Below are 25,850 nucleotides of genomic sequence, written 5' to 3'. Positions count from 1 at the left end.
GTACTCCGATCAGCTCAATAATCTGTTCATCGATGCTCTTGATGGTAAGAGGCTATGTAGGCGGCATTTTATCCCTAAGCTTCAAAAACCGCTCATACCGCTTCAATGATATATCGCCAGCTTCGGCCGCCGCGCGCACGGCGCAGCCCTTGTCATTCAAATGGCGGCAGTCATTGAACTGGCATTGATCAATCAAAGGTTGAAACTCCCTGTAACCGTAGGCCAATTGCCGTTCGGTAAGACCCGCCAATCCGAAAATGGCGACGCCGGGACTGTCAATCAGATCGCCGCCCTGATCCATGTGATACAGCGTCGCGGCCGTGGTCGTGTGGCGCCCGTGTTTCGTCGTTGCCGAGATCGTATTGGTCTTGAGTTCCTTATCAGGGATCAGGGTATTTGTTAAGGAAGATTTGCCGACACCCGATTGGCCGGCGAAGATGCTGACCTGGTCTTTTAGCGCCTGTTTCAGTTCTTCCAGCCCTTTATGCCCTGGAATTTTAGTACTGACCCGGTACAACGCATAGCCCAGCTTCTGGTAATCGAGTAACTCCTGTTCGATAGCATCCGATTGGCCTAGGTCGATTTTGTTGAATATTAAAGCCGCGTCGAAATGATGGTTTTCACAAACGGCCAGATATTGATCGATCAGTAGGAAATCGCAATAAGGTTCGATGGCAAAGACGACGAAGACGGTATCGATATTGGCGGCCACAGGGCGGACTTTGTCGTTTCTGGACGGGCGGGCCAGCAATGATCGCCTGGGCAGAATCTCTTCTATACGACCCTGATCGGGCGCCGATTGTATCCATAAAACCTTATCGCCGACGGCGACGGTGTCAAGCCGTCGCCGGGTCTGGCACAGGTAAATTTTGCCGTCGGTTTCCACGGCAATGCCTTGGCCTAAATGGGAAAGGACCAAGCCTTCAAGAAGATCAGCCATTATGCACTTTGTATTTTGGATTCCAGATGCGCGATACGGATAGCCGCCGGCGGATGGCTGTAGTGGAAGGCCGAATAGAGCGGGTCCGGCGTTAGCGTGCTGGCGTTTTCCTCATACAGTTTGACCAGCCCGCTGATCATCTTGCTGGCCTGGGCGTTTTTCGATGCAAAATCGTCGGCTTCAAATTCAAACCTGCGTTGAAAATAAGCACTGACAGGTTGCATGAAAAAAGTAAAAACAGGCGAAACCAGCATGAATAACAACAAGGCCGCCGCGTTGGACGGCTGTTCTACACCGAGTCCGTTGTAAAACCATTGCTGATCGATCAGCCAGCCCAGGATCGCCAGACTGATCAAGCTCATGATCGATGTGGCGACCAGCATTTTGATGACATGTTTGCATTTGAAATGTCCCAGTTCATGAGCCAGCACGGCTTCCAGCTCTTCATCATCCAGTGAATTGACCAGCGTGTCGAAAAATACGATGCGCTTGTTATTGCCAAGGCCCGTGAAGTAGGCGTTGCCATGGCCCGAACGCTTGGAACCGTCCATGATGAAAATGCCCTGGCTGTTAAAGCCGCAGCGAGCCAGTAGTCCCTGGATTCTGTCTTTCAGAGAACCTTCCTGCATCGGTGTGAACTTATTGAATAGCGGGGCAATGACGGTAGGGTAAAGCCAGCTCATCAGCAGTGAAAAACTGATCAGAATAGCCCATGCCCACAGCCACCATAGGGAGCCGATACTGTCCATAATCCACAAAATCAGGGCCAGTAAAGGCAGACCGATCACTGCGACTAAAGTCAGCTGCAGAAACTGGTCTTTGACGAACTGTTTGGGGGTGCTTTTGTTAAAGCCGAATTTTTCTTCAATAACAAAAGTCTGATAAATGCTGGTCGGGAGATCAATCAGAGACATGACCAGAAAAACAGTGGCTATGGCTCCGATACCGGCCATCAGCGGTGACAAGTCAAAAGACGCCCAGAATTCGAAGGCGGCATTGATGCCGCCGCCTACTGTCAGCAACAGCAAGACGATTACACCGATAACACTGTCGATATCCCCCAATTTTCCTTTTTCAATAGTATAGTCAGCCGCTTTTTGATGAGCTTCCAGAGGAACTCTGTTTTTGAACGCTTCGGGCACGGCGTTGCGATGACTTTTGACATAAGCGGCCTGGCGTTTGGACAGCCAGAATTGAACCGAATAGGAAATAATCAATGCGATTATAAAGATAATGGTAAAGGTATTCATGGGTTTAAAACAAAAGTTTAAGAATTAGGCATACAGATTAGCCAATGCTACAATTTACCGCAACCTTATTAATATTATGGAATCAATAATATGGCGCAGGACTCACAGAATCTCATCTGGATAGATCTGGAAATGACCGGACTGAATCCCGATACTGATTTAATCATTGAGATTGCCACGGTCATTACCGACAAGAATTTGAATATCCTGGCTCAAGGGCCTGTGCTGGCGGTTCATCAGTCCGATGCGGCGCTGGCGGCTATGGACGACTGGAACCAGAAATATCACGGACAATCGGGCCTGATTGATCGAGTCAAGGCTTCAACTATTGATGATGCCGAAGCGGAACGGCTGACCCTGGAATTCATCAGGGAATGGGTGCCGGAAAACAAGTCGCCTATCTGCGGCAACAGTATTTGCCAGGACCGGCGTTTTCTTTACCGGTATATGCCTAAACTGGAAGCTTATTTCCATTACCGTAATCTTGATGTTTCGACGCTGAAAGAACTGGTTTCCCGTTGGGCGCCGGAATTGAGAGGCGGCTTCAATAAAAAAGCGACGCACATGGCTTTAAGCGATATTATCGAATCCATTGAAGAGTTGCGTTATTACCGGGACCATTTCATTGCCTATAAGGGCACGGGCAACGCCTGAGAAGACATGAATCAATTGATTGCTGTGGCGCTGGGCGGCTCGCTCGGCTCGGTGCTGCGTTTTTTAGTATCAACGGGAACTTATCAGTGGCTGGGGCGAGGCTTTCCTTACGGCACGTTAGCGGTAAATGTCATTGGTTCGTTCTTAATCGGATTATTAGCTGAAGCCCTTATTCTTCAACGTATTGCCTTTGCCTTGGAATACCGGGCCGGGATTCTGGTGGGTATTATGGGCGGTTTCACGACGTTTTCGAGTTTCTCGCTGGAAACAATTTATTTGATAGAGCAGGGCAGTTTTACGAAAGCCGCACTGAATGTGTTGATCAGCCTTATTGCGTGTCTGTTGGCTGTCTGGCTGGGGCTGCTTTCCGGCCGATCGTTATTTCTGTATTCGGACGGCGTTATTCAATGGCCGGGCGGAATGTTTCCTTATGCACTGGTTGTCGTGAATGCCATTGGCGCTTTTTTAATAGGCATTGTAGCGACTGTTTTATTGCAGAAAGTAGCTATGTCAATGGAATATCGGGCCGCGATTATGATCATAATAGTGGGTCTTTATTTAACCTTGTCCGGTCTGTATTTAATTCTGTATTTGATAGAGCATGGTTATTCATTTGAAACCCATTTGAATTTAATGCTCGGCATTTTTGTCGGCAACGGTTTGATCAGTATCTTGGTGCTCTGGGCGGGCTTATGGGTAGGCAGGCAGATATGACTACAACAGATATAAAAATTGCCAGAGTTTATACGATGGAAGGGCGTGATCATCTTGATCGCGTTCTGAATATTCTGCGCGACGAGGAAAAAATCATGGGTGTCACGGTGATGCGTGGTATCGCCGGGATGGGGATATCTGGTGAGATTCATACTTCCTCACTGCTTGACCTGTCGCTGGAATTACCGTTGATCATCGAGTTTTACGATGAGCCTTTAAAAGTTGAAAAAGCCATCCATGAGCTTCAGTCAAGACTGAAGCTCAAACATATCGTTAGCTGGGCAGCGACGGCCCATACTCATTCAATTTCTTAATTTTAAAAGGTAACTACACCGTCATGTTAGATCCCCATTTATTTAGAGCTGATCTTGATTTTGTGAAGGAACAATTAAACAGGCGTTCGTTCAGTTTTAATTCGGAGTCTTACGTTCTTCTGGAAGCCAGGCGCAAGGACATGCAGGTTAAAACCCAGGAATTACAGAATGACCGTAACAGCCGGTCCAAAGCGATTGGGCAGGCTAAGGCCAAAGGCGAAGATATTCAGCCGCTTTTGGATCAGGTTCAGCATTTGGGCGATCAGCTGAAAGAGGCGGAAACGGAACTGTCCGAAATCCAGGTGCAAATGACAGCCTTGATGGAAGGCATTCCCAACATCCTCGACGTCAGCGTGCCGGACGGCAAAAACGAGGACGACAATGTTGAAATCAGCCGCTGGGGCGATATTCCTGTATTTGATTTCGAACCCAGGGATCATGTCGATCTGGGTTCAAAGAAGGGCATGGATTTCGAGCTGGGCGCCAAAATCGCCAGTGCCCGGTTTGTGGTCTTGAACGGTCCATTGGCAAGGTTGCAGCGCGCGATTATCCAATTAATGCTGGATACGCATACGCTGGAGCATGGTTACAGCGAAACCTATGTGCCGTTTTTGGTCAATGCCGAAAGCCTACGCGGCACTGGCCAGCTACCGAAGTTTGAGGCTGATCTGTTCAGGGTCGACAATGATACTCCTTTCTATCTGATCCCAACCGCCGAAGTGCCGGTCACGAACATCGTCAGAGACATCATCGTCGACGCCAAGGACATGCCGCTGAAATTCGTCTCACACACGCCATGTTTCCGCAGCGAAGCCGGCGCTTACGGGCGCGACGTGCGCGGCATGATCCGCCAGCATCAGTTTGAAAAGGTCGAGCTGGTGCAAATCGTCAAGCCTGAAGATTCCGCCAAGGCGCATGAAGAACTGACCACGCATGCCGAAAACATCCTGAAAAAACTGAAACTGCCTTACCGCAAGGTGTTGTTGTGCGCTGGTGATACCGGTTTCTCCTCAGCGAAGACCTATGATCTCGAAGTCTGGCTGCCAGGGCAGGGGGCTTATCGCGAAATATCTTCGTGCAGCAATTTCAAGGATTTTCAGGCCCGTCGTTTGCAGGCGCGCTGGCGCAATCCGGAAACCGGCAAACCCGAGTTGGTGCATACATTGAATGGCTCGGGTTTGGCGGCCGGCAGAACCCTGATTGCGATTATGGAAAATTATCAGGACGCCCAGGGACGCGTTCGCATTCCCGAAGCATTGCTGCCTTATATGGGCGGGTTGGATATTATTGAGTAATTGAATATTGATGGAATCAAATAAGTGAATGGCTGATTTCTATTATCTGCCGTGTTATTTTTTATCAGTCAGAATGATTATCTGCTAATTCTGCATCAGTATTGGGCTTGATGCTCATTCCATTAAGATTCCGGTTCGGCATATTATTTTAAGTGGATTATAAACTGATAAGTAATAAGATTATTAAAAGACACTTATAAAACTGTGAACTGATTAATGTTTCGTTAAGCTTTAAAACTGTAGGATATCAATACATGTGTCATGGTGATGCGTGTTTTTGGGAGATAATAATGAAAAAATTTGGTTTAAGTTCTTTAGTTGCTGGTTTACTCATGGCTAACGTGGCAGGAGCAGAGCCTGTTGCAGTTAAAGATGGGGCGATTTTTATAGTGAGTAATGGTCAACTGTCTGTACAAGCTGTTGATCCAGTAGCTGCACCCTTGCCAGCACTGTGTGAATTGGCTACAAAGCCACAGTTAGTTCCAAACGGAACTGATGTTGTGATCAACGATGGTAAAGCATTCGTTACTGTCACTGATCCTGTGACGAAAGCGGTTTCTTCCGTTGAATCTTTTGATGTCAGTGAATGCCTGTCAAGCTACTGCGATGCTGAGCCAGTTGTTAACTTAAATGATGGCCATAAAGGAGAGCTATTCATTCCTTGCTTAGAAGTTAACGGTAAAAGATATGATATTACAATGGAACAGCGCGGTAGTTCCATGAACTGGGAAGTTGTTGGATTCCCTGACTCAGAACATCATCACGGTCATGACGATGATCATGATGATGATCACAAACATTAATTTGTAAGTGATCATCTAAGAAGCTGAGGGTGCAGAGTTGCATCCTCAGCTTTTGTTTTTCTAACGTCATGAGTGGCGGGCATTGTGCTTGTGAAACTTCAACCTGATCTTGCTGCTGCTTAATAAAATCAGTTCAATTTCTTGTCTATCCGCTTTTATTCACTCAATAATTATTTTTTATTGGCGGATTTGGCATATTGACCTATCCGGCAAAATGCTCTGGCAACTTGTTTAATATCGGCTCGGTTAAATCGACGCTAGTAAATGATCAAATACAGCCTTAATGGTACTTGCGTAAATAATTACTTAATGTTGGGTTAACCGGCACAAACTGATTATGCCTGTAGTTTTATCATAGGGATAATCCACCGGCATTGGCCGGTGGTTGTTATCGAAGTTTTTTGAATGCGGAATCAAGTGGAAATTATTTAATAACTTCCAGTTGCACGCGACGGTTGTTAGCCCGGCCTTCTTCGGTCTCGTTAGTGTCTATAGGACGAGTCAAGCCATAGCCTTGGGCCGATAATCTCACATCGGTAGTGATTGCACGGTCTAAATATTTTTTAACCGATTGTGCACGGCGTTCTGATAATTTCTGGTTATACTCGACGGTGCCTTTGCTGTCGGTGTGGCCTTGTATTTCAACTGTAAGGCCGGGATTGTTGTTCAGAACGGTGGCGACCTTGTCCAGTTCTCCATAGTATTCGGGCTTAATATTGCTTTTATTGAAATCAAATTTCACACCTTCAATAATCCAGCAGCCGAATTTGTTGACATGAGCGCCTTTAGGTGTGCCTGGGCATTGGTCCTGGCTATTGGGGACGCCGTCGCCGTCATCATCGCCGTCAACTGCGATTGGTGCGCCAGCTCTTAAGAAAATGCTGCGGACAAATTTGCCCATATCGTCAGGGTTGGCGATGCTGTCGGCTGTTACGCCGTAGCCGCAGCGTGTAGTATTCCAAAACTTAGCCAATTCATTTTGGCCTTGTTCTTCGTCTTTATTACCGACCCAAATCGTATAAACGCATAATCTGTCGCCATACTGTTGTTTTAAGGATTGAAATGCAGTCACTGGCTGGTCGCTCAGATCATGACCGTCACTAAGCATCAAAACGGCTATGTTACCGGATGTTGCCGACAAGTCTTTAGCCATTTCATTAATTGCCGCACCCATGGGTGAGCCGCCGCTGGCGCAGGTTAACGAATCAATACCTTGGCCGAAAACTGATTTTGAATAATTTGTAGGAGGGAGATTGAGCTTGCTGAATTCCCATGACAAGCAAGGGCCGAAACCAAAACTGCGGATGCTTGAAGTTAATCGCAGGTCGTCGGGCATGGTCTGATTTATTCTGTTGAGTATTTCTTTTTCAACAGCAAATTTTGTAGGGGTAGGCTGGCCAGGATAGCCTGATCCCTCATATTCTTTATCCATGGATGAAGAGGAGTCATTGATAACAAAGAAATTATCAGTTTTTTGCTGAAATTGTCCCGAGCTAACAAGCGCATTAAAATCATTGGCGTGAAATACCTGAAAGGTGGTAACCGGTTGTGATGCACAGCCCGACAAAATCCCGACAGTTATAAAAGCAGTAATCATGATTATTTTTTTCATTTTTTTCTCCTTGATCATGCTAAATAGAAAAATTGATATTTCTTTTTATTATCAATTGGTTATAAAATGCTGCACATTGAGTTTTTCCTAAATGAATAATTCATCTTTATAATAGGACATAAAATAATACAAATGGTTTATAAATTATGGGTTTGGCGAATGATTAGATTATTAGCTTTATTATCGTTGTTAATGTCAAGTATTGCCATACAAGCGGCAGAAAACGATATCCAACAAATGGCGGAGCGGGGCGATGCTTTAGCCCAGGCGAAATTAGGGGCGATGTATATATTGGGTCGGGATGGCGTCGAACACGATGACCAGAAAGCGGCCGAATGGATGCTGAAAGCAGCAAAGCAAGGCCTTATTGAAGCAGAAGTGGTTATGGCGGCGTTATACGATAGAGGGATGGGTGTTCCGCAAAATGTTGATACGGCAACGCAATGGTATGAAAAAGCGGCTGTCAAAGGACATGGTGCTTCCCTTGCGCTTCTGGGGAGAAATGACACTACCAAAGGTAGCGTTGCTTTTAATTACAAAACAGCTCGCCTAACCGCGGCACGGCAGATTCCAACAGAATATGCGAAAAAAATTTTACTGAAGAAATAAATATCAAATGAGTATAAAAACACGTTTTGCCCCGAGTCCGACGGGTTATCTGCATGTGGGTGGCGCTCGTACCGCCCTGTTTTCCTGGCTTTACGCGCGCAAGCATGGCGGAAGGTTTATCTTAAGGATTGAAGATACCGATCTGGAGCGTTCAACGCAGGAATCAGTGAATGCCATTCTGGAAGGTATGACTTGGCTGGGGTTGGAGTATGATGAAGGGCCTTTTTATCAAACTCATCGTTTTGATCGCTACAAGGAAGTTATTCAGCAATTGTTGGATCAAGGCGACGCATACTATTGCTACTGTAGCAAGGAAGAGCTGGAGCAGTTACGTACCGAGCAAATGGCTAACAAACAAAAGCCGCGTTATAACGGTAAATGCAGGGATTCTGCTGAACCGCGCGGGGAAGGGATGCCGGTCGTTCGCTTCAAGAATCCGACTGAAGGGGTTGTTGTTATCCCTGATCTGGTCAAAGGTGAAATTGTTGTCGCCAATAAGGAACTCGATGATTTGATTATTGCTAGAGCCGATGGTACGCCGACATACAATTTAACCGTTGTGGTTGATGATATGGATATGGGCGTGACGCATGTTATTCGCGGCGACGATCATATAAACAATACGCCTCGGCAGATGAATATTCTGAAAGCGTTAGGCGCCGAACTGCCTAAATATGCACATTTGCCTATGATACTGGGTTCCGATGGGGCTCGATTGTCAAAGCGCCACGGTGCCGTCAGTGTCATGCAATATCGTGACGATGGGTATTTACCGGATGCTCTGCTTAATTATCTGGTCAGGCTGGGTTGGTCTCATGGTGATCAGGAGATTTTCTCCTTGGATGAAATGGTTGAGTATTTTAAATTGGAAAATGTCAACGTATCGGCCTCCACATTTAATCCAGAAAAGCTGTTATGGCTGAACCATCAGTATATTATGAACAGTGATCCTGTTCATGTTGCGCGTCACTTAAGCTGGCATATGGGCGAATTGGGTATTGATCCTTCAGAAGGACCGGATCTGATCGATATTGTAAAGGCGCAAAGGGAGCGCAGCAAAACATTGGTTGAAATGGCGTCTGCAAGTATTTACTTTTATAAAGACTTTGATTCCTATGATGAAAAAGCCGCTAAAAAGAATTTTACTGCGGGGTCAGAGGAAGTATTGGCGCGATTGCACGATGAATTTTCCGCAGTCACCGAATGGGAAGGAGAGAAATTACACCAGATTGTTATAAACCTTGCCGAAGCAATGGAGCTCAACCTGGGAAAAGTGGCCCAGCCTTTACGAGTTGCGGTTTCCGGCACCTCTGTTTCGCCAGCAATCGATGTGACTTTGTCGCTGCTTGGCCAGGAAAAAACCTTGTCCAGGATACTGCAAGCTATAAATTATATAAAAAACTCAAATTAATGGTGGACATAACTGAAAAATTCTGTAAAATGGCGGTTCTTAACTAAGGGGCCATAGCTCAATTGGGAGAGCGCAACACTGGCAGTGTTGAGGTCGGCGGTTCGATCCCGCCTGGCTCCACCAAGCAGTTAAAGGCTGACTAAATCAATTTAGTCCCCATCGTCTAGTGGCCTAGGACACCGCCCTTTCACGGCGGTAACGGGGGTTCGAACCCCCCTGGGGACGCCATGAATTTAATAGATTCATGTTTCATGATCTTTAAGTTATTAGATCATGAGGGTTGTACAATTTAGTTAAGAATTAAGCAGTAGCTATCAGCAGGTTTTTTGAGATCTGCTAAAAATTAGGCTGACTAAACCAGTTTTAGTCCCCATCGTCTAGTGGCCTAGGACACCGCCCTTTCACGGCGGTAACGGGGGTTCGAACCCCCCTGGGGACGCCATTAAATAGAGGGGTTATCCTATGTGGATAACCCCTTTTTTTATGCCCGCTAATTATTATCAACTTTTTAAAGTTGAATCTCAGCCCCTTTCATTAAAGTGCCATTTCGGCATACCTGTCGTGTTATACCTAGGAGTCTGTCGGACAGGGTTCAGTATTATGATTCTTATTTGACCGATATGGATTATTGGCGGCATTGAGTCTTCGGTTCTGCCCAACCAAGAGCTATTTCGGGTTATTTTTCCGTTATCCGGCCGCCAGCACATGCATTCGCTTTAAATTGAAGGCCATAGTCACCAGTTTCCACTCACCAGCTACCGCATCAAGACCTCTCAGCGAGAATTGGCGGAAGCCCAGTACCTGTTTGATGATCCCAAATACCGGCTCGACCGTGCTTTTGCGTTTACCATAAAGCGTGCGGCCACTCTGGGTTTTGAGTTTCCAGGCCATTTTGACCAGCGGGTCATCGCTTTCAGGTTCCGGTGCATCCGGCGTCAGGCGTTCCGCCAATGGCAGATGATGGGCTTCCCGGCCCAGCGCGATGAGGGGTGTAATTTTTTGCTCCACACAGGCCTGGATGTTGTCTTTGCTGAAGTAGCCGTTGTCGGCCAGCAGCATTTCCGGCTTGCCGAGGCTGTCCGGCAAGGCGTTCAGCGCTTTCAGCATCGGCTCGACTTGCCGCTTGTCGTTGGTATGCTGGCTGAGCGTGGCGGCAACCACCAGCAGGCTGTCAACATCGACGGCCGCCTGGGCATTGTAGCCCTGCACGAAGCCGTCCTTGCTCGGCATGATCCGCGATGCTTCGTCGGTCAGGTTGATCTGGTCCTTAGCTTGGGGGCCGGTTTCGGGCGCCTTGGGCTCCTGGCCTCGGGGTTTTTTGCCCGCCTGGCGCTGGCGCTCCCGGTCAGCCAGTCTCTCCTGGTGGTCTTTTTGGGCTTGTTCGTCCCGTTCTTTAACCCGTTCGGCAATCTTGGCCTTGGCTTCCGCCAAGGCTTTCAAGCGATCTTCCCGACGCGCGACTTCCGCCGGCAAATCGATACCGTCGGCCAATTCTTCCTGATCAACGTCCGCTGCCTTTTTCAGCAGGGCCTGCACTTCCTCACGCAATTGCGCTTCCAGCTTTTCGATGTGGCCATGGGACAAGGCCTTGTGCTTCGAGGCATTGGCCTTGATTTTGGTACCATCCAGCGAAATCTGTCCCAGCTTGACGAGTTTCATCGTCTGCGCCAGTGTCAGCACTTGTACGAACAAGTCCTCCAACTCCACCAGAAAGGTCTTGCGGAAATGAGCCAGGGTGTCATGATCGGGATGATGATTGGCAGCAATGAACCGAAACGCCACTGAATCGTAGGTTGCCCGCTCGATCTTGCGACTGGAGAACGTGCCGGTCGCATAACCATAGATCAGCAGGGCCAACAGCAGTGCCGGATGATAAGCCGCTGAACCCCGTCCAGAATAATGGCCTGTCAGTTTTGATAGATCGAGCTGATCGATCACTTCGACGATAAAGCGTGCCAGGTGGTCTTCCGGCAACCATTCGTCCACGGACGGCGGAAGCAAATACTGTTGGTTACGATCAAACTGAATAAAGCGACTCATCAGAAATCATGGCGGTAAAATGATTGAACTCATCACTATTTTACAACTGATGAGATTTAAATGCTGATAAGTCCGACAGACTCCTAGGCACGGGAATGATGTATCCCGGCGTTATAATAATTTAACTTCCATCATGCCAAACTAATGTTTTTGTTTAGTTTCAATGAAAAGCCCTTGTAACTGATTGATGCCATGGCATGATAGACATTGGCCTTCGTTGAAATAAGTTTCTAACTGCGGATTTTGAACAAGGATTTTGGCGGCAATATTTTTTTGTTGTGTTTTTTGATACTGCTTCTGATCTTTTGGAAGTTCTGATGCTTGAGCTGTGGCAAGTATTGTAATGCACGTTAAAGCGACAATAATGAAATATTGCATAGTCATTAATCAGTAATGGTTTAAAGTCGCTTTATTAAGCATGAGTTTATCGCTCGTTATCATGTATGACTGCTAATTCAGAATAATATATAGATTCAACAATCATATTCCGATATTCCTATAGTTCCATATCGCTTTAGAATATCTTGATTGTAAGGAATGAATATGAAGTGACTCATTAGTGTAAGAAGCAGCCACTTTATTTTTCTCCTGTCTTGTTGCATGGCCAAAGAAACTCACACCTAAACATTAATTTAATGTTTCTATATAACCATTTTAGTTTTTTAAACCTTTATAACGTAATACCTGGAGCAAATAAATTAGTGCAATAACTTAAGTAAAAGCACTTAGAAAATAAATGTAAGGCAGTAGTTCTGGCTAAATAGCCCTATGTAAGTATACGTATGGATCTTTTTAGTAATAAAGAATAATGTTGAAGAGTCTACTGGGAAATTTCTTACTAAAGGAGAACAGCTATGAAATCATTCTGGATACTTGTTGCCGATAGTAGTCGTGCGCGAATATTTACTGCCGATACGCCTTCTTCATCTTTAGAAGAACTTGAAGATATTGCCCATACGGAAGGGCGTCTACATGATAGGGAGATCACTTCTGATCTGCCGGGAAGAATGCGGCATGTTGGTGGTGGTGTAGAAGGGCATCCTTACAATCCATCTAGCGATCCGAAAAAACACGAAGCCAGTAATTTCGCTCATTCCATTGCTCAGCATCTGCAAGAGGCACGTGGTGAAAATAAGTTTGAGCAGTTGGTGATCATTGCAGAGCCTACGTTTTTGGGGATGCTTCGCAATAATTTGCCTGAACAAGTTAAAAAAACAGTTTGTCTAGAGCTCGATAAATCCATTACTACGCATAGCGCTGCTGAAATTCGAGCGCATCTGCCTATGTATTTGCCTAGCTTGTGATTAAGTTGGAACAAGTGGTAGTAATGTATTGTCATCTGTTTACTTAATTTTAATTCGGACATTTCAATAAATTAATTATTCAATTACTTTCACTTGGATTAAAAAATTTAAGATGATTGTGAGTTATAAAGTTATTTAAAGTAGTAAAAATCTAAAATGACTTAGTAAGGTAAATATCTATTTTTCTATGGCTTAATTCTATTTTTAATCCATATTATGAATTTTTTGTTTATAACAGCTTAGAGCGGTTTAAAGTAGGCATCGTAAAGAACCAATAATTATTTTAAATAATAAATATTACTGAGTGATGTTAACTATTTAATATCGAATGGATTAATAATAAAAAATGGGGAATACTAATGATGCAAACAACTTTTATTCCGCCGTTGTTTGGCCTATTCGGGCTGCTAGTCGCTTTCATAATTTTTCTAAAGGTAATGCGTTATCGCGAAGGTGGTGAAAAGGTCACTAAAATTGCACGCGAGATTCATCTAGGAGCAATGGTTTTTATGCGGCGCGAATATACGATGCTGAGCATATTTGCTGGCGTATTAGTTGTATTGCTGTTTTTTTCGCTGGGGTGGATGACAACGTTGGCATTTATTGTCGGAGCAATAACCTCAGGACTAGCCGGTTTTCTTGGCATGTTTACCGCCACCAGAGCCAATGTCAGAACAACTACCGCTGCTTATGAGGACGGTATGTCCGCTGCATTATCAGTCGCTTTTTTTGGCGGTTCCGTGATGGGATTGGCCGTAGCTTCCTTAGGTCTGCTTGGATTGGGTTCGCTCTATTTATTTTTTGGTGGCGATGCGGAGACGGCCCATGCAATTCACGGATTTGGCATGGGGGCATCAACTGTTGCCTTATTTTCTCGCGTAGGCGGTGGAATATTTACCAAATCAGCTGATGTCGGCGCGGATCTGGTGGGTAAAATCGAAGTTGGTATTCCTGAAGATGATCCACGCAACCCCGGCGTTATTGCTGATAATGTTGGCGATAACGTAGGTGATGTGGCCGGCATGGGGTCAGACATTTTTGAGTCCTACTGTGGAGCGATGATTGCCACAATTGCTATGGCCGGTTCTATGGCGGCTGACGTTATTGATCCCTTGGGTTTGCGTGAGGATCTGATGTTTTTGCCGCTAGCCTTATCTTCTACGGGACTGATCTGTTCCATAGCGGGTATTGCTTTAGTGCATCAAGCGGGTAACAAACAGACTGAAGTTCTTCTAAAGTATGATGTTTTAGGGTTTCTTGCTAAACCTCTGATGGAACTCAAGTTAAATGCCAGCGAGAAACCTGAATTGGCCTTGCGTAGTGGTACATTGGGTGCGTCTATTTTGTTTATCCTGACATCTTTTCTTGTGGTAGCCGGCATGGGGATTAGCTTAAAAGTTGCATTAGCTGTGCTGGCTGGTGCTGCGGGTGGCGTAATTATCGGTCTGGTAACTGAATATTACACGGCCAGTAAGCCGGTTCATCGAATTGCTGAATCAGGGGAAACCGGACCGGCTACAGTGATGATCACGGGCCTGGCTGTAGGTATGGAATCCGTCGTCGTACCGGTGGTGACAATTTGTGCAGTAATTTTAATTAGCAGTTCATTGGTGGGTTTATATGGTGTTGGTATTGCGGCAGTGGGTATGCTGGCAACTGTGGGCATCACCATGGCGATCGACGCCTATGGACCCATTGCCGATAATGCCGGCGGCATTGCCGAGATGGCAGGGCTAGGGGCTAAAACCCGTGCAATTACAGATTCTCTTGATGAAGTGGGCAATACTACGGCTGCAATCGGTAAAGGCTTTGCTATCGGTGCCGCGGCTTTGGCGGCCTTGGCAATTATTACTGCTTATGTTGAAACTGTGAGTGTTCGCATCGAAGATTTCCAGTTGAATTTAAATAATTCGGATGTACTGATTGGTCTTTTTATTGGCGGTATGCTGCCTTATCTTATCACTGCAATTACAATGACAGCAGTTGGCGATGCCGCATTCGAGATGATCAAGGAAATTCGCCGACAATTCCGCGAGATTCCTGGTTTGCTGGAAGCAAACGCTGATCCGGATACCGCAACCTGCATTGACATAGCCACTAAAGCAGCGCTTAAAAAAATGATTTTGCCCGGAGTGATTGCTATTGCCGCGCCGCCCGTGGTAGGTTTTATACTCGGTCCTGAAGCGCTGGGCGGCATGCTGGGAGGCGCGCTGCTTTCGTGCGTTTTATTGGCGCTGATGATGGCGAACGCAGGCGGTGCCTGGGACAATGCCAAGAAGTATATTGAAAAAGGCCATCATGGCGGCAGGGGATCTGAAGCCCATAAGTCCGCCGTTGTCGGAGATACAGTTGGCGATCCCTTTAAGGATACTGCCGGTCCATCAATGAATATTCTTATCAATGTCATGGCTATTGTTAGTCTGGTTATTGCTCCCTTGTTAGGTTAGCAGAGAGGAGGGTCAATTGTGAAAGCGTATTTATTATTCTCTGGCAGCGGTACTTTGGTGGTTCTTTCGCAGCATGATGATGTTGAACACGAGTTGTTTCTGGAAAAATTGGCTGGCAAAGGCATCTATAAATTTATCGCTCACGAAATTCCTTTGGAACTGGCAAAAGAACGATATGGCAAACATTTCGATATCGCAACCCATGATTTATATGAAACCGATCATCTACGAGTGGTCGATTACAATGGTGAGCGCGCTATGAGATTGTTTAAATTCAGTGAGCTTGGTCCTGAGATCATGCATGAGCCGGATAGTTTTCCTGAACTTTTCTAGAGGTTTAGTGAGCCGCAATATTTCCAATATAAAAAAAGCCTGGCCATATAATCGGGCTTTTTTATGATTAAAATATGACCGGATTTGCTGTATAGTTGCCCGCTTTTGTGTGAGTGCAGGTCATGATTGAGGCCGATGTCATCATTATAGGAGCGGGCGCCTCGGGATTAATGTGCGCAGCCGAGGCGGGCAAACGAGGCCGGAAAGCCATCGTTCTGGATCATGCCAATAAGGCCGGCAAAAAAATCCTGATGTCGGGCGGCGGCCGCTGCAATTTTACTAATTATGAGGTTGGGCCTGATAATTATATTTCGCATAATCCGCATTTTTGCAAATCAGCCCTAAGCCGATACACACAGTGGGATTTTTTGGCCCTAGTCGGGCGCTACCATATTCCATTTCATGAAAGAGAGCACGGGCAACTGTTTTGTGATGAAAGTGCTCGTGATATTCTCAATATGCTGTTATCGGAATGCAATAATGCCGGCGTGGTTATAAAGTTGAACACGAGCATAGATACTATTGAGCCAGCAAGCAATAAGGGCTTCCATCTTAAAACAAACAAAGGCAACTATATCTGTCAGTCACTGGTGGTTGCGACCGGTGGCCTGTCCATACCGAAAATGGGCGCTACGCCGCTGGGTTATAAAATCGCTCAACAATTTGGCATAACAGTGTGGCCTACGCGTGCAGGCTTGGTACCGTTTACCTTGCAGCCAGAAGATAAAGCCAAATTCTCGACTTTATCGGGAATCGCGGTTCTGTGCGTCATCAGTAACAAAAGCCGGAGCTTTAGAGAAAATATTTTGTTTACCCATCGTGGATTGAGTGGCCCGGCTGTCTTGCAGATTTCATCGTATTGGCGACCCGGAGAGGAAATAATGATTAATCTGCTGCCGGATATGAATCTGAGCGTGGAACTGAAATCAAAGCGGCAACAAAAGATAAAAAGCAAGATGAAAACGTGTCTGGACAGCTATTTACCCAAACGATTGATCAATAGCTTATTCACTGACGATGTGCTGGAGAGCTCCTTGCAGGATCTTTCCGACAAACAGATTGAACAGATTTCAAAACAGATTCATAACTGGACCATTAAACCTAACGGCACTGAAGGCTATCGTACTGCTGAAATAACTAGCGGCGGAGTTGACTGTGAAGCTATTTCTTCGAAAACAATGGAAAGCAAGGCTGTGCCGGGACTTTATTTTATTGGCGAAGTACTGGATGTTACCGGATGGTTGGGCGGCTACAACTTTCAATGGGCATGGTCGTCGGCCTGGTGTGCGGGGCAGTATGTGTAGATGTGTCTAAGCCATTTAGTCTTCTGTGAAACAAATCTCAGTATATTTTTATCTATGGTTTATATTCTGGTTTGGGTTGTTGACTGTGATGCTTGGCGGAGTCAGACATTAGATAACCTGACTCTGATCTTGCCCGGATTTTATAGACACTCGACTAAGCGGCTTTTTTTGTTTCAAAAGCTTCCGGGCTGAGATAGCCTCATTGGGAGTGAAGCCTTTTGCGAGGGTTACACCTCAAACATTTCCTGGCCGCTTTGGCTCCCCAGTCGTTGCCTCGCATGATTCTGCCCCCCTCGATGTCGGCTAGCCGGTACACCTTCTGCCTGGAGTCGTCGAGTGATTCCGGGTCAACCTGGCCGGCTTTTCTCATCATCAAAAATGCGTTTAATGGCTTCAGCCAGCCCTAGATTGGCCTGTTTTCTATCGGAAAGCGGCCTGTGTCTCCAGCGGTGAGCCACTACGTGAAACCGATGCCATGCGGCACAGCATAGCCGTGGGGAATTGATTTTCGTTAGCCTTGAGCATGGCGGACTTCACTTGGGTCGTTTCGCGAAGTACCCAGAGGGCATAAATACGCGGCCGCCTTGTTTAGGCAAGCCACTTCCTCTTCAAGACGGGCATTTTCTCGTTTGAGCCGCGCTATTTCAACGTGTTGAAGCGTCTGATCTTCGCATGACTGCCCCGTTTGACGGCGTTTGGCTCGCCATAAATACCACATCGATTCGGAAAGCCCTAAACCCTGAGCTGCCCTGGGGATGCCATCGTGTTCTGCGCGTTCCAACGCCTGTTCTTTAAACGGGGCTGTATATTGACTGCGAACAGCAGGCGCAGTTGATTCTTTTTTGTTTTTTATTGTTGACCTCGGGCTCAGAGATTACTCTCTTAACCGAGTTGTCCGCTAGATCGGGGCAAGATCATTATCAAATTTATCAATATCACATACACTGGCAAAGCCTTGATATAATAAAAATAACAATTCAAAACAGAAGTTCTGGCAGAGAACATCTGCATTGAAGACTTGGTGTTAGTTGTTCATGCACACCCGTTTCAGCCAAAATTTTGGATTTTTCAATAGTGATGGTTGGAGACGCTTACCAACGCTATCTTAAAAACAATGGAAAAAATAATTACTAAAAGTTTTCTTACTAATCTGATCGCTATTGCGATTATTATCACGGGCTATATCTGTCCAATACAACAGGAACTGATAAAAGCGATTGGTTATTTTGCCTTGTCGGGGGCAATTACCAACTGGTTGGCTATTTATATGCTATTTGAGAAAGTGCCTTTTTTATATGGTTCTGGCGTAATACCTAATCGCTTTGAAGAGTTTAAGAACTCCATCAAACGACTCATGATGCAACAGTTCTTTACAGTTGATAATATTGAAAATTTTATTGAGGCTGAAGAACAGGAAGGCGAAAAAGTGTTGAATTTAGAGCCATTATTAAACGCGGTCGATTATGACAAAGTGTATGAAGGTTTGGTTGCATCGATCATGGGCTCTTCTTTTGGTGGCATGTTGATGATGATGGGAGGGCCGGAAGCATTAGTGCCCTTAAGAGAACCCTTTACTGAAAAGATGAAACATACGTTGACAGAAACAGTTGAATCCGACCGCTTTAAAGCAGCGCTGCAGCAAGGCTTGAATGCACATAAAATCGGCGAGGACATTGTTGGTAAAATTGAAACAGTGATTGATAAGCGGTTGAGTGAACTAACACCTCAATTAGTTAAGGAAATGGTTCAGTCGATAATTCGCGAGCATTTGGGGTGGCTGGTTGTTTGGGGTGGTATTTTTGGTGGCTTGCTGGGCGCCGTATTCAGTTTCGCCTAATGAAAACTGTCGAATTAGCATTTGAAGAGCTGGGTAATTCGGATGATTGTCACTTAATTATCCTGCATGGCTTTTTCGCTTCCTCACGCAACTGGCGCCAGGTAGCGGAAAAGCTTTCGGCTAAATTTCATGTTTATATGCCGGATATGCGTAATCATGGTTCATCGCCTCATGACCCATTGATGGATTATCCTTCTATGGTGGCCGATCTTAAACTCTTTATCGATCGGTTGGGATTAAAGAAGGTCAATTTATTGGGGCATAGCATGGGCGGTAAGGTTGCTATGTGGTTCGCGCTTAATTATCCCGAGCATGTGGATAAATTGATTGTCGTTGATATCGCTCCGGTCAGTTATAAGCATAGTTTTGACCATCTCATTCAGGCACTGAAGTCCTTACCACTTAATGAGATCAGCAATCGCAAGCAGGCCGAAGCTATGCTGGCCGCTGACATACCGGAACTGAGCTATCGTCAATTTTTATTGCAAAATCTTGTACTGAACCACGGCGAATATCGCTGGAGAATTGATCTGGATGTTTTTTACCGAATGGCACCGAATATAATTGCTTTTCCAGATGCCGGGCAACTGCCGCCTTTTGCCGGAAATACACTGTTTATTGCCGGAGCGGATTCGGATTATGTCCAGCCTGATGATATTGCTGAGTTATTTCCTGAAGCTACGCTCAGTATCATTGCTAATGCCGGGCATTGGCTGCATGTGCAACAGCCGGAAATTTTTATAGAGTGGGTTAAGAATTTTTTATTAAATTAAAATAAAAACCTGTCTGTCACTCACTAAAGAAAAGTCCTTAGTTGCAAAGATACGGATCGTGGATTGATGCCTCATTAAAGGGTCTACCTAAAGCAGAGTTTCTTCTGATATTAATATAAAGACTCGTATAGAGGCCCGCGTTTTCCGTATCTTCGATCAACTTTAGCCCGAATTGTAAAAAAATCTTAAACTGCTGCAAAAAACTACGGTCTGTGTTGTTGTGGATGATAATTCCTTCTTCAGTGATGTCGGGCTGAGTTAAAAATAGAATAGTCAGTATGTCCAAAACTACAGTCTGTTTTTGAGTGAAGTCCACAATCGTTGAAAACGGATTGTTGGCAAAATTCGAGATCAAAAATTACTGATTACATAAGTTAAAGTAAGGGGCAATATGAGCGGTCATTGCCAGTAAAAATGACGATAGCAGCGAATATAGATAACAAATGGTTTGCACAAAAAGCTAATGTTATTGTCATAGAATTGACGCGTTTGAGCACAGTAAAAACTATTTGTCTATTTGGCTGATATTTTTCTCGGTTACGGGTGACAATATAAAGAGAATTGACGTGAGCGGCTGGCTCGGTTCAGTGAGACTATTTAAAGAATTGAATTTAAATGTTTCGGAAAATGGCGGTTATGTTTAGTGGTTCATGATGGGCTTGAGTATTTTTGCCGGGCAAACGGGGTGTCAGTAATCATGTCAAAAACAGAGACTCAAAAAACAGCAATCAAACGTTGGCTTGGCAAGCATAAGATTTTGGCATTGTCTGAAAAGTTAATGTGTTTGCGGCTATAAGCGTGCAAATAAAGCTTTATGAAGGAGACAAACCGGTCAAGAAGATTCGATTTCCTGCCGGATGCAGGCAAAATAAACAGGTAGAGATCAGTTCAGTCAGGTGAATATTTAACGATGATGTCAACTACATAATATTTTTATTCATGAGAAAGTAGGAATATATGAAAATTCAGTCTGAATGGCGTTAAAATATCTAGAAGCAATTTTTGGGTTATTTCATAAACGTTTGGCATGACTTTTAATTGCAATTGTCTTAAGCAGCTTTTTTTATAAAAAATAATAAGGAGAAACCGGATGTCAAAAGGTCAGAATTTGCAGGATAATTTTCTAAATACGCTTAGAAAAGAACATACGCCTGTTTCAATTTTCCTTGTTAATGGAATTAAATTGCAAGGAAAGGTGGATTCATTTGATCAGTATGTGATTATGCTCAAGAATACAGTCAGTCAAATGGTATACAAGCATGCCATTTCAACGATTGTACCGAGTAAAGCCGTAAAGCTGACGCGTGAAAACGAATCTAATGAAGAATAACTCTTTGTGCGAGTAAGTCTTGGTGCTGAAAAACATTAAAACACAAGAAAATATCAATCTTTTTATAAATATGGCACTGGAGCGCTTAATTGTTTGATCGTCCTGACTCAGGTGAACGAGCGGTTCTGGTTCATCTAACACTTCATTCCGGGCAGGAAGATCTTTTAGAATTAAAGGAATTGGCTAAATCGGCCGGCACAGATCCTGTTCATGTGGTGACCGGCAGTCGACGCAGCCCTGATCCGAAATATTTTGTTGGAACGGGTAAGCTTGATGAGCTTAAAAATGTTATAGAAAGCCAGTCTGTAGATATCGTTTTATTTAATCATCCGCTTTCGCCTAGTCAGGAAAGAAACCTTGAGAATGCATTAGGTGTTCGAGTGGTCGACAGGAACGGACTGATTCTTGATATCTTTGCCCAGCGTGCGCAAACATTTGAAGGCAAATTACAGGTTGAACTGGCTCAACTACGTCATTTATCAACTCGACTAGTCAGAGGTTGGACGCATTTAGAGCGCCAAAAAGGTGGTATCGGCCTGCGTGGTCCAGGTGAAACTCAGCTGGAAACCGACCGGAGACTATTGGGTTTGCGCATTAAGCAGATTCAACAGCGATTGGAAAAAGTTGACAAACAAAGGCATCAAGGACGGAGTAAAAGAAAAAAAGCCGAAATTCCGTCCGTTTCGTTGGTGGGTTACACCAATGCCGGGAAATCAACATTATTTAATAAATTGACTGGAGCGAATATTTACGCAGCGGATCAGCTTTTCGCCACCCTGGATCCAACATTACGTAATTGTCAATTGCCCAATAGTTCGGAAATAGTGCTTGCCGATACGGTTGGCTTTATTCGTCATTTGCCGCATGAACTAGTTGCATCATTTAAATCGACTCTGCAGGAAGCCAGTGAAGCCGATTTGTTGTTGCATGTAATTGATGCTAATGCCGAAGACAGAGATGAGACTATAATTCAAGTCAATCAGGTTCTGGAAGATATTGAGGCTAACGAAGTCAGGCAATTGGAGATTTTCAATAAAATCGATTTATTGACTGGCATTAGTCCTCGTATTGATCGTGATGATGCCGGAAATCCTGTGCGTGTATGGATATCTGCCGAAACCGGGGCGGGCGTTGAGCTACTTTATCAAGCATTGGCGGAAATATTTTCAAGCACTAGAATCAAAAGAAAATGCTATCTAAGACCCGATCAAGGTGATGTGAGAGCTAAACTATTTTCTGTTGCTAAAATTCTCGAAGAGCAAGTTGATGATTTCGGTGGTTATGAATTGGTTATCGAGATTGATGCGAAACATTTGGGCTTGCTCAAATCAGTAGAAATTGAAGAAATACTCTAGCTTAGGTTTGTACAAAGTGTTTTTTTTTAGGATAATTTCCCAGCTAAACAATCAGAATTGGATAAAAATGTAAGATTTGCATGGATAGGCTAGGCCTGTGGTTTATGCTGAGAGTTGAATATCCTTCGGAATAATCTTAAATAAATTATAAATAATCCCATATGGAGCATATGTATGTCCTGGAATGAGCCTGGCGGCGATAAGAAAGACCCCTGGAGTGGTCGGGGCGACCAAAAGGGTCCACCTGATCTCGATGAAGTGATTCGTTCATGGCAAGAAAAGTTGGGCGGCATTTTTGGTGGCGGTAGAGGTGGTGGTGAAGGTTCTTCCGGTGGACCAATAAAAGGTCTTGGTTTTTTGGCGGCAGGTGCTGTGGTTTTGTGGGGCTTAACCGGTTTCTACATTGTCGATGCCGGGAATCAGGGTGTTGAAACACGCTTTGGCAAATATATCATTACAACTCAGCCGGGCTTAAACTGGCATTTTCCTGCGCCAATTGAACAGGTTGAAATTATCAATGTTAAGCAGCAGCGTTATATTGAAGTAGGTTATCGGAGTGCCGGTAGCGAGCAGGCTCTTGGATCAGTGCCAAAAGAGGCGTTAATGCTGACCAAGGATGAAAATATTGTCGATGTCCGCTTGGCTGTTCAGTATCAGGTTAAAGATGCCAAGCAGTTTCTCTTTAATGTGGCTAATCCCGTGGCTACCTTGAAACAGGCTACGGAGAGTGCGGAGCGTGGTGTTATTGGTAGCAGTAAAATGGACTTTGTTTTGACTGAAGGGCGTAGTGAAATTGTGGCTCAGATTAAAAAGGAAATTCAGGATATTATGGACAGTTATCAGTCGGGCATTCAGGTTACTAGTGTAAATCTGCAGGATGCACAGCCGCCTGAACAGGTTCAAAACGCATTTGAAGATGCCATTAAAGCACGCGAAGATCAGCAACGGTTGATTAACGAAGCGGAAGCCTATTCTAATGATGTCGTACCGAAAGCGCGTGGTGCGGCAGCTAGAAAGATCCAGGAAGCCGAGGGCTATAAGGAACAGGTTATCGCTCGGGCAGAAGGTGAAGTCAACCGTTTTTCCAAGTTGTTGGCAGAATATAAGAAGGCGCCTGAAGTAACAAGACAACGACTTTATCTTGAAGCTATGGAATCCGTATTAAATGAAAGCAATACGGTTGTGGTTGATGTTAAAGGGGGTAATAATGTACTTTATTTGCCAATAGATAAGATGACCCAGCAGCCGTCTTCGGATCTACAACCTCATGTTCCTCAAAGCGCCGTAGAGCAGCCTGAGCGGGCAGCAACTATGGAGCAACCTGCTTTGCGAAGTTCAACTCGCGGTCGTGATGCAAGGGGACGCTAATGACACAGAATAATAAGATATTGTTAGGCATAGCTGCACTGTTGCTTATAGGCATGATGTGCATATTTACAGTTCATGAAACAGAAAAGGCAATTAAATTTCGTTTAGGTGAAATTGTAAAATTTGATTACGAGCCTGGGCTTCATTTCAAAATACCTTTTATTAATAATATTAAGAAGTTCGATGCGCGTATCCAAACCATGGATTCGAAACCTGAGCGCTTTTTAACAGCGGAAAAAAAGAACGTAATTGTTGATTCTTTTGTTAAATGGCGAATTGGAGATGTAACCACTTTTTATACAGTGGTCGGGGGCGACATAGATCAAGCTAATCTGCGTCTTGATCAGATTATAAAAGACGCCTTCCGTAGCGAATTCAGTAAACGTGACATCAGGCAGTTGGTTTCGACTGACCGTCGAGCTATTCGTGAAATTTTAATTAAAAATTCCAAGGTTATTGCGGCTAGTTTGGGTATGGAAATTGTCGATGTCCAAGTGAAGCGTATCGATTTGCCTAGCGAAGTCAGTAGCTCTGTTTACCGCAGAATGGAAGCGGAGCGTGAAAGAGTTGCTCGTGAATTCCGTTCACAAGGCTCGGAAGCCGCCGAAAGGATTCGTGCTGATGCGGACAGACAACAAGTTGTAACGCTGGCTAATGCTTATCGCGATGCGGAAAAGCTGCGTGGTGAGGGTGATGCTAAATCCGCAGAGATTTATGCAAATGCCTATGGGCAGGATGCTGAGTTCTTTGCTTTCTCTCGTAGTTTGAGCGCTTATAAAAATTCTTTTTCTGGCTCGGATATAATGGTGCTCGAACCCGATTCTGATTTTTTTAACTACTTTAAGAAGCAAAAATAGCCATGATGGTTTTAGTGAAATAGGTTCATTCACTACATTGTTTTAAAATATAAAAACGCTCCGCCCGTGCGGGGCGTTTTGTTTGAGTGGACACACAAATATGCAACAAAAAGACTCTTGGCTGTTGCCAGATGGCATTGATGAGATTTTACCGGAAGATGCTAAACATCTTGAAAGTTTGCGCCGTAGGATCTTGGACATGTTTGCTTGCTGGGGCTATGAGCAAGTCATTCCTCCGTTTATAGATTATCTGAACTCATTGTTGACTGGTTCAGGGCATGACCTGGAATTGCAAACTTTTAAACTGACGGATCAGATTAGCGGTGAAATGCTCGGAGTAAGGGCTGATATGACGCCGCAGGTTGCCAGAATAGATGCCCATAATCTTAAGCATGAATGGCCTACGCGTCTTTGTTATGTCGGCACTATTCTGCATACACGTGGCGATGCTTTGGAGAAAACCAGAAGCCCAATGCAAATTGGTGCTGAACTTTATGGTCATGCCGGCAAGGAAAGCGATGTGGAAGTCATTCGTCTAATGCTGGAAATGCTGGCGATAACAGGGCTGCAAAATGTTCATCTGGATTTGGGGCATGTAGGCATATACCGGGCCTTGTCGAGACAGGCAGGATTAACGGAAGTGCAGGAAACTGCATTATTTGATGTATTGCAGCGCAAGGCCAGGCCTGAGCTTCAGGAATTGATGGCGGATTTCACTATTGACAACGAGCTTAAGGCGATGTTTTTGAAATTGCCGGAATTGAGTGGTGGTAAAGAAATCCTTGGTAAGGCACGCGCAATATTGTCAATTGCCGATGGGAAGGTGAAACAGGCTTTGGCTGATCTGGAGGCGATCGCGGAAAGCTTGGCTGTCATCTATCCATCGTTGCCGGTCAGTTACGATTTGTCGGAATTGCGAGGATATCATTATCATACCGGTGTCGTATTTGCAGCTTTCGTGCCGTCGGTCGGAAGAGAAATCGCCCGGGGTGGCCGCTATGATAACATTGGTGCTGTTTTTGGGCGTGCACGTCCGGCAACAGGCTTTAGTGCCGACTTGAAATTATTGTCGTTATTAAGCAAGGAAATCTATCAGAGAGAACGGAGGGCGCTGATTTTCGCTCCCTGTTCGGACGATTTAGCACTGAACGAAAAAATCAGGGATTTGCGCGCGCAAGGTCAGGTTGTTATTCAGCAGTTGCCAGGTCAAACTGGAAATGCCGGGGATCTGGGTTGTACATCTATTTTAGAAAAAGATAATCAAGACTGGGTCGTAAGGGCCTTAGCTTAAGTTTGGAAT

24 protein-coding genes and 3 tRNA genes are annotated in these 25,850 nt (G+C 45.0%); 21 read left to right on the top strand and 6 right to left on the bottom strand.

The features are described from left to right. Positions 1-52: 52 nt before the first annotated feature. Together rsgA and METLU_RS0111895 are read right to left on the bottom strand one after the other, a co-directional pair. The gene (gene rsgA / locus METLU_RS0111900) at positions 53-940 is read right to left on the bottom strand and encodes a ribosome small subunit-dependent GTPase A (protein WP_027158404.1); all 888 of its coding nucleotides are present in this window, start codon (positions 938-940) and stop codon (positions 53-55) included. Continuing rightward, a complete protein-coding gene (locus METLU_RS0111895) occupies positions 940-2,190 on the bottom strand; it encodes a M48 family metallopeptidase (RefSeq protein ID WP_027158403.1) in 1,251 nt (416 codons plus the stop codon). The genes rsgA and METLU_RS0111895 overlap by 1 nt, the downstream gene beginning before the upstream one ends. Positions 2,191-2,280: 90 nt before the next feature. Here METLU_RS0111895 and orn point away from each other — a divergent pair, with 90 nt between their 5' ends. The 5 genes from orn to METLU_RS0111870 all read left to right on the top strand — a co-directional run bounded on the left by orn (position 2,281) and on the right by METLU_RS0111870 (position 5,970). Then, positions 2,281-2,844: an oligoribonuclease gene (gene orn, locus METLU_RS0111890; RefSeq protein ID WP_027158402.1), complete on the top strand. Its 564-nt coding sequence runs from the start codon at positions 2,281-2,283 to the stop codon at positions 2,842-2,844. A gap of 6 nt (positions 2,845-2,850) precedes the next feature. After that, complete coding sequence (crcB, locus tag METLU_RS0111885) at positions 2,851-3,558, top strand: fluoride efflux transporter CrcB (protein ID WP_027158401.1); 708 nt, start codon at positions 2,851-2,853, stop codon at positions 3,556-3,558. After that, positions 3,555-3,872: a DUF190 domain-containing protein gene (locus METLU_RS0111880; RefSeq protein ID WP_027158400.1), complete on the top strand. Its 318-nt coding sequence runs from the start codon at positions 3,555-3,557 to the stop codon at positions 3,870-3,872. The genes crcB and METLU_RS0111880 overlap by 4 nt, the downstream gene beginning before the upstream one ends. Before the next feature lie 23 nt (positions 3,873-3,895). Further along, positions 3,896-5,167, top strand: a complete 1,272-nt coding sequence (gene serS, locus METLU_RS0111875; RefSeq protein WP_027158399.1) for a serine--tRNA ligase — start codon at positions 3,896-3,898, stop codon at positions 5,165-5,167. A gap of 290 nt (positions 5,168-5,457) precedes the next feature. After that, positions 5,458-5,970, top strand: coding sequence for a hypothetical protein (locus tag METLU_RS0111870; RefSeq protein WP_155920541.1), 513 nt, complete (start codon positions 5,458-5,460; stop codon positions 5,968-5,970). A 424-nt stretch (positions 5,971-6,394) separates the two neighbouring features. Here the strand turns inward: METLU_RS0111870 and METLU_RS0111865 are convergent, their stop codons facing one another. Beyond that, positions 6,395-7,582, bottom strand: coding sequence for an OmpA family protein (locus METLU_RS0111865; protein ID WP_027158397.1), 1,188 nt, complete (start codon positions 7,580-7,582; stop codon positions 6,395-6,397). A gap of 159 nt (positions 7,583-7,741) precedes the next feature. Between METLU_RS0111865 and METLU_RS0111860 the strand changes: the two genes are divergently transcribed. The 5 genes from METLU_RS0111860 to METLU_RS0111840 all read left to right on the top strand — a co-directional run bounded on the left by METLU_RS0111860 (position 7,742) and on the right by METLU_RS0111840 (position 10,044). Beyond that, complete coding sequence (locus tag METLU_RS0111860) at positions 7,742-8,191, top strand: tetratricopeptide repeat protein (RefSeq protein WP_231383593.1); 450 nt, start codon at positions 7,742-7,744, stop codon at positions 8,189-8,191. 7 nt (positions 8,192-8,198) lie between these two features. Then, the gene (gene gltX, locus METLU_RS0111855) at positions 8,199-9,602 is read left to right on the top strand and encodes a glutamate--tRNA ligase (protein ID WP_027158395.1); all 1,404 of its coding nucleotides are present in this window, start codon (positions 8,199-8,201) and stop codon (positions 9,600-9,602) included. A gap of 47 nt (positions 9,603-9,649) precedes the next feature. Continuing rightward, a tRNA-Ala gene (locus METLU_RS0111850) sits at positions 9,650-9,725 on the top strand. 29 nt (positions 9,726-9,754) lie between these two features. Beyond that, a tRNA-Glu gene (locus METLU_RS0111845) sits at positions 9,755-9,830 on the top strand. 138 nt (positions 9,831-9,968) lie between these two features. Next, positions 9,969-10,044 (top strand) — tRNA-Glu (locus tag METLU_RS0111840). Positions 10,045-10,289: 245 nt separating this feature from the next. On the opposite strand, the gene METLU_RS0111835 is transcribed toward METLU_RS0111840, so the two are convergent. Continuing rightward, positions 10,290-11,642 carry an IS1182 family transposase gene (locus tag METLU_RS0111835; protein ID WP_027158166.1) on the bottom strand — a complete coding sequence of 451 codons (1,353 nt, stop codon included), beginning with the start codon at positions 11,640-11,642 and terminating at the stop codon, positions 10,290-10,292. A 141-nt stretch (positions 11,643-11,783) separates the two neighbouring features. Next, the gene (locus METLU_RS0111830; RefSeq protein WP_027158394.1) at positions 11,784-12,020 is read right to left on the bottom strand and encodes a hypothetical protein; all 237 of its coding nucleotides are present in this window, start codon (positions 12,018-12,020) and stop codon (positions 11,784-11,786) included. A gap of 476 nt (positions 12,021-12,496) precedes the next feature. Here METLU_RS0111830 and METLU_RS0111825 point away from each other — a divergent pair, with 476 nt between their 5' ends. From METLU_RS0111825 to METLU_RS0111810, 4 genes are all read left to right on the top strand, one after another. Further along, a complete protein-coding gene (locus METLU_RS0111825; RefSeq protein WP_027158393.1) occupies positions 12,497-12,946 on the top strand; it encodes a host attachment protein in 450 nt (149 codons plus the stop codon). 359 nt (positions 12,947-13,305) lie between these two features. After that, positions 13,306-15,393, top strand: a complete 2,088-nt coding sequence (locus METLU_RS0111820) for a V-type H(+)-translocating pyrophosphatase (RefSeq protein ID WP_027158392.1) — start codon at positions 13,306-13,308, stop codon at positions 15,391-15,393. Positions 15,394-15,411: 18 nt separating this feature from the next. Beyond that, complete coding sequence (locus tag METLU_RS0111815; RefSeq protein WP_027158391.1) at positions 15,412-15,726, top strand: hypothetical protein; 315 nt, start codon at positions 15,412-15,414, stop codon at positions 15,724-15,726. Between the two features lie 122 nt (positions 15,727-15,848). Further along, entirely contained in the window at positions 15,849-17,030 is a 1,182-nt protein-coding gene (locus tag METLU_RS0111810) for a BaiN/RdsA family NAD(P)/FAD-dependent oxidoreductase (protein WP_027158390.1), read from the top strand. Positions 17,031-17,541: 511 nt separating this feature from the next. On the opposite strand, the gene METLU_RS29175 is transcribed toward METLU_RS0111810, so the two are convergent. Then, positions 17,542-17,883, bottom strand: coding sequence for a transposase (locus METLU_RS29175; RefSeq protein ID WP_407939113.1), 342 nt, complete (start codon positions 17,881-17,883; stop codon positions 17,542-17,544). Positions 17,884-18,144: 261 nt separating this feature from the next. Here METLU_RS29175 and METLU_RS0111800 point away from each other — a divergent pair, with 261 nt between their 5' ends. The 7 genes from METLU_RS0111800 to METLU_RS0111765 all read left to right on the top strand — a co-directional run bounded on the left by METLU_RS0111800 (position 18,145) and on the right by METLU_RS0111765 (position 25,841). Then, positions 18,145-18,867 carry a DUF445 domain-containing protein gene (locus METLU_RS0111800; RefSeq protein ID WP_081679089.1) on the top strand — a complete coding sequence of 241 codons (723 nt, stop codon included), beginning with the start codon at positions 18,145-18,147 and terminating at the stop codon, positions 18,865-18,867. Continuing rightward, positions 18,867-19,640 carry an alpha/beta fold hydrolase gene (locus METLU_RS0111795; protein ID WP_027158388.1) on the top strand — a complete coding sequence of 258 codons (774 nt, stop codon included), beginning with the start codon at positions 18,867-18,869 and terminating at the stop codon, positions 19,638-19,640. The genes METLU_RS0111800 and METLU_RS0111795 overlap by 1 nt, the downstream gene beginning before the upstream one ends. A gap of 1,090 nt (positions 19,641-20,730) precedes the next feature. Beyond that, complete coding sequence (gene hfq / locus METLU_RS0111785) at positions 20,731-20,970, top strand: RNA chaperone Hfq (RefSeq protein ID WP_020160432.1); 240 nt, start codon at positions 20,731-20,733, stop codon at positions 20,968-20,970. A gap of 89 nt (positions 20,971-21,059) precedes the next feature. Continuing rightward, on the top strand, positions 21,060-22,325 hold the full coding sequence (gene hflX / locus METLU_RS0111780) for a ribosome rescue GTPase HflX (protein ID WP_027158386.1): 1,266 nt from the start codon (positions 21,060-21,062) through the stop codon (positions 22,323-22,325). Between the two features lie 174 nt (positions 22,326-22,499). Next, positions 22,500-23,693, top strand: coding sequence for an FtsH protease activity modulator HflK (gene hflK / locus METLU_RS0111775; protein WP_027158385.1), 1,194 nt, complete (start codon positions 22,500-22,502; stop codon positions 23,691-23,693). Then, entirely contained in the window at positions 23,693-24,550 is an 858-nt protein-coding gene (gene hflC, locus METLU_RS0111770) for a protease modulator HflC (protein WP_027158384.1), read from the top strand. Before hflK ends, hflC begins: the two co-directional genes overlap by 1 nt. A 100-nt stretch (positions 24,551-24,650) precedes the next feature. Beyond that, positions 24,651-25,841, top strand: coding sequence for an ATP phosphoribosyltransferase regulatory subunit (locus METLU_RS0111765; RefSeq protein ID WP_027158383.1), 1,191 nt, complete (start codon positions 24,651-24,653; stop codon positions 25,839-25,841). Positions 25,842-25,850 lie beyond the last annotated feature (9 nt).

This window comes from Methylobacter luteus IMV-B-3098 (assembly GCF_000427625.1).
In the GTDB taxonomy this organism is placed as follows: Bacteria; Pseudomonadota; Gammaproteobacteria; order Methylococcales; family Methylomonadaceae; genus Methylobacter; species Methylobacter luteus.
This window is presented reverse-complemented; position numbering and strand designations above follow the sequence as displayed.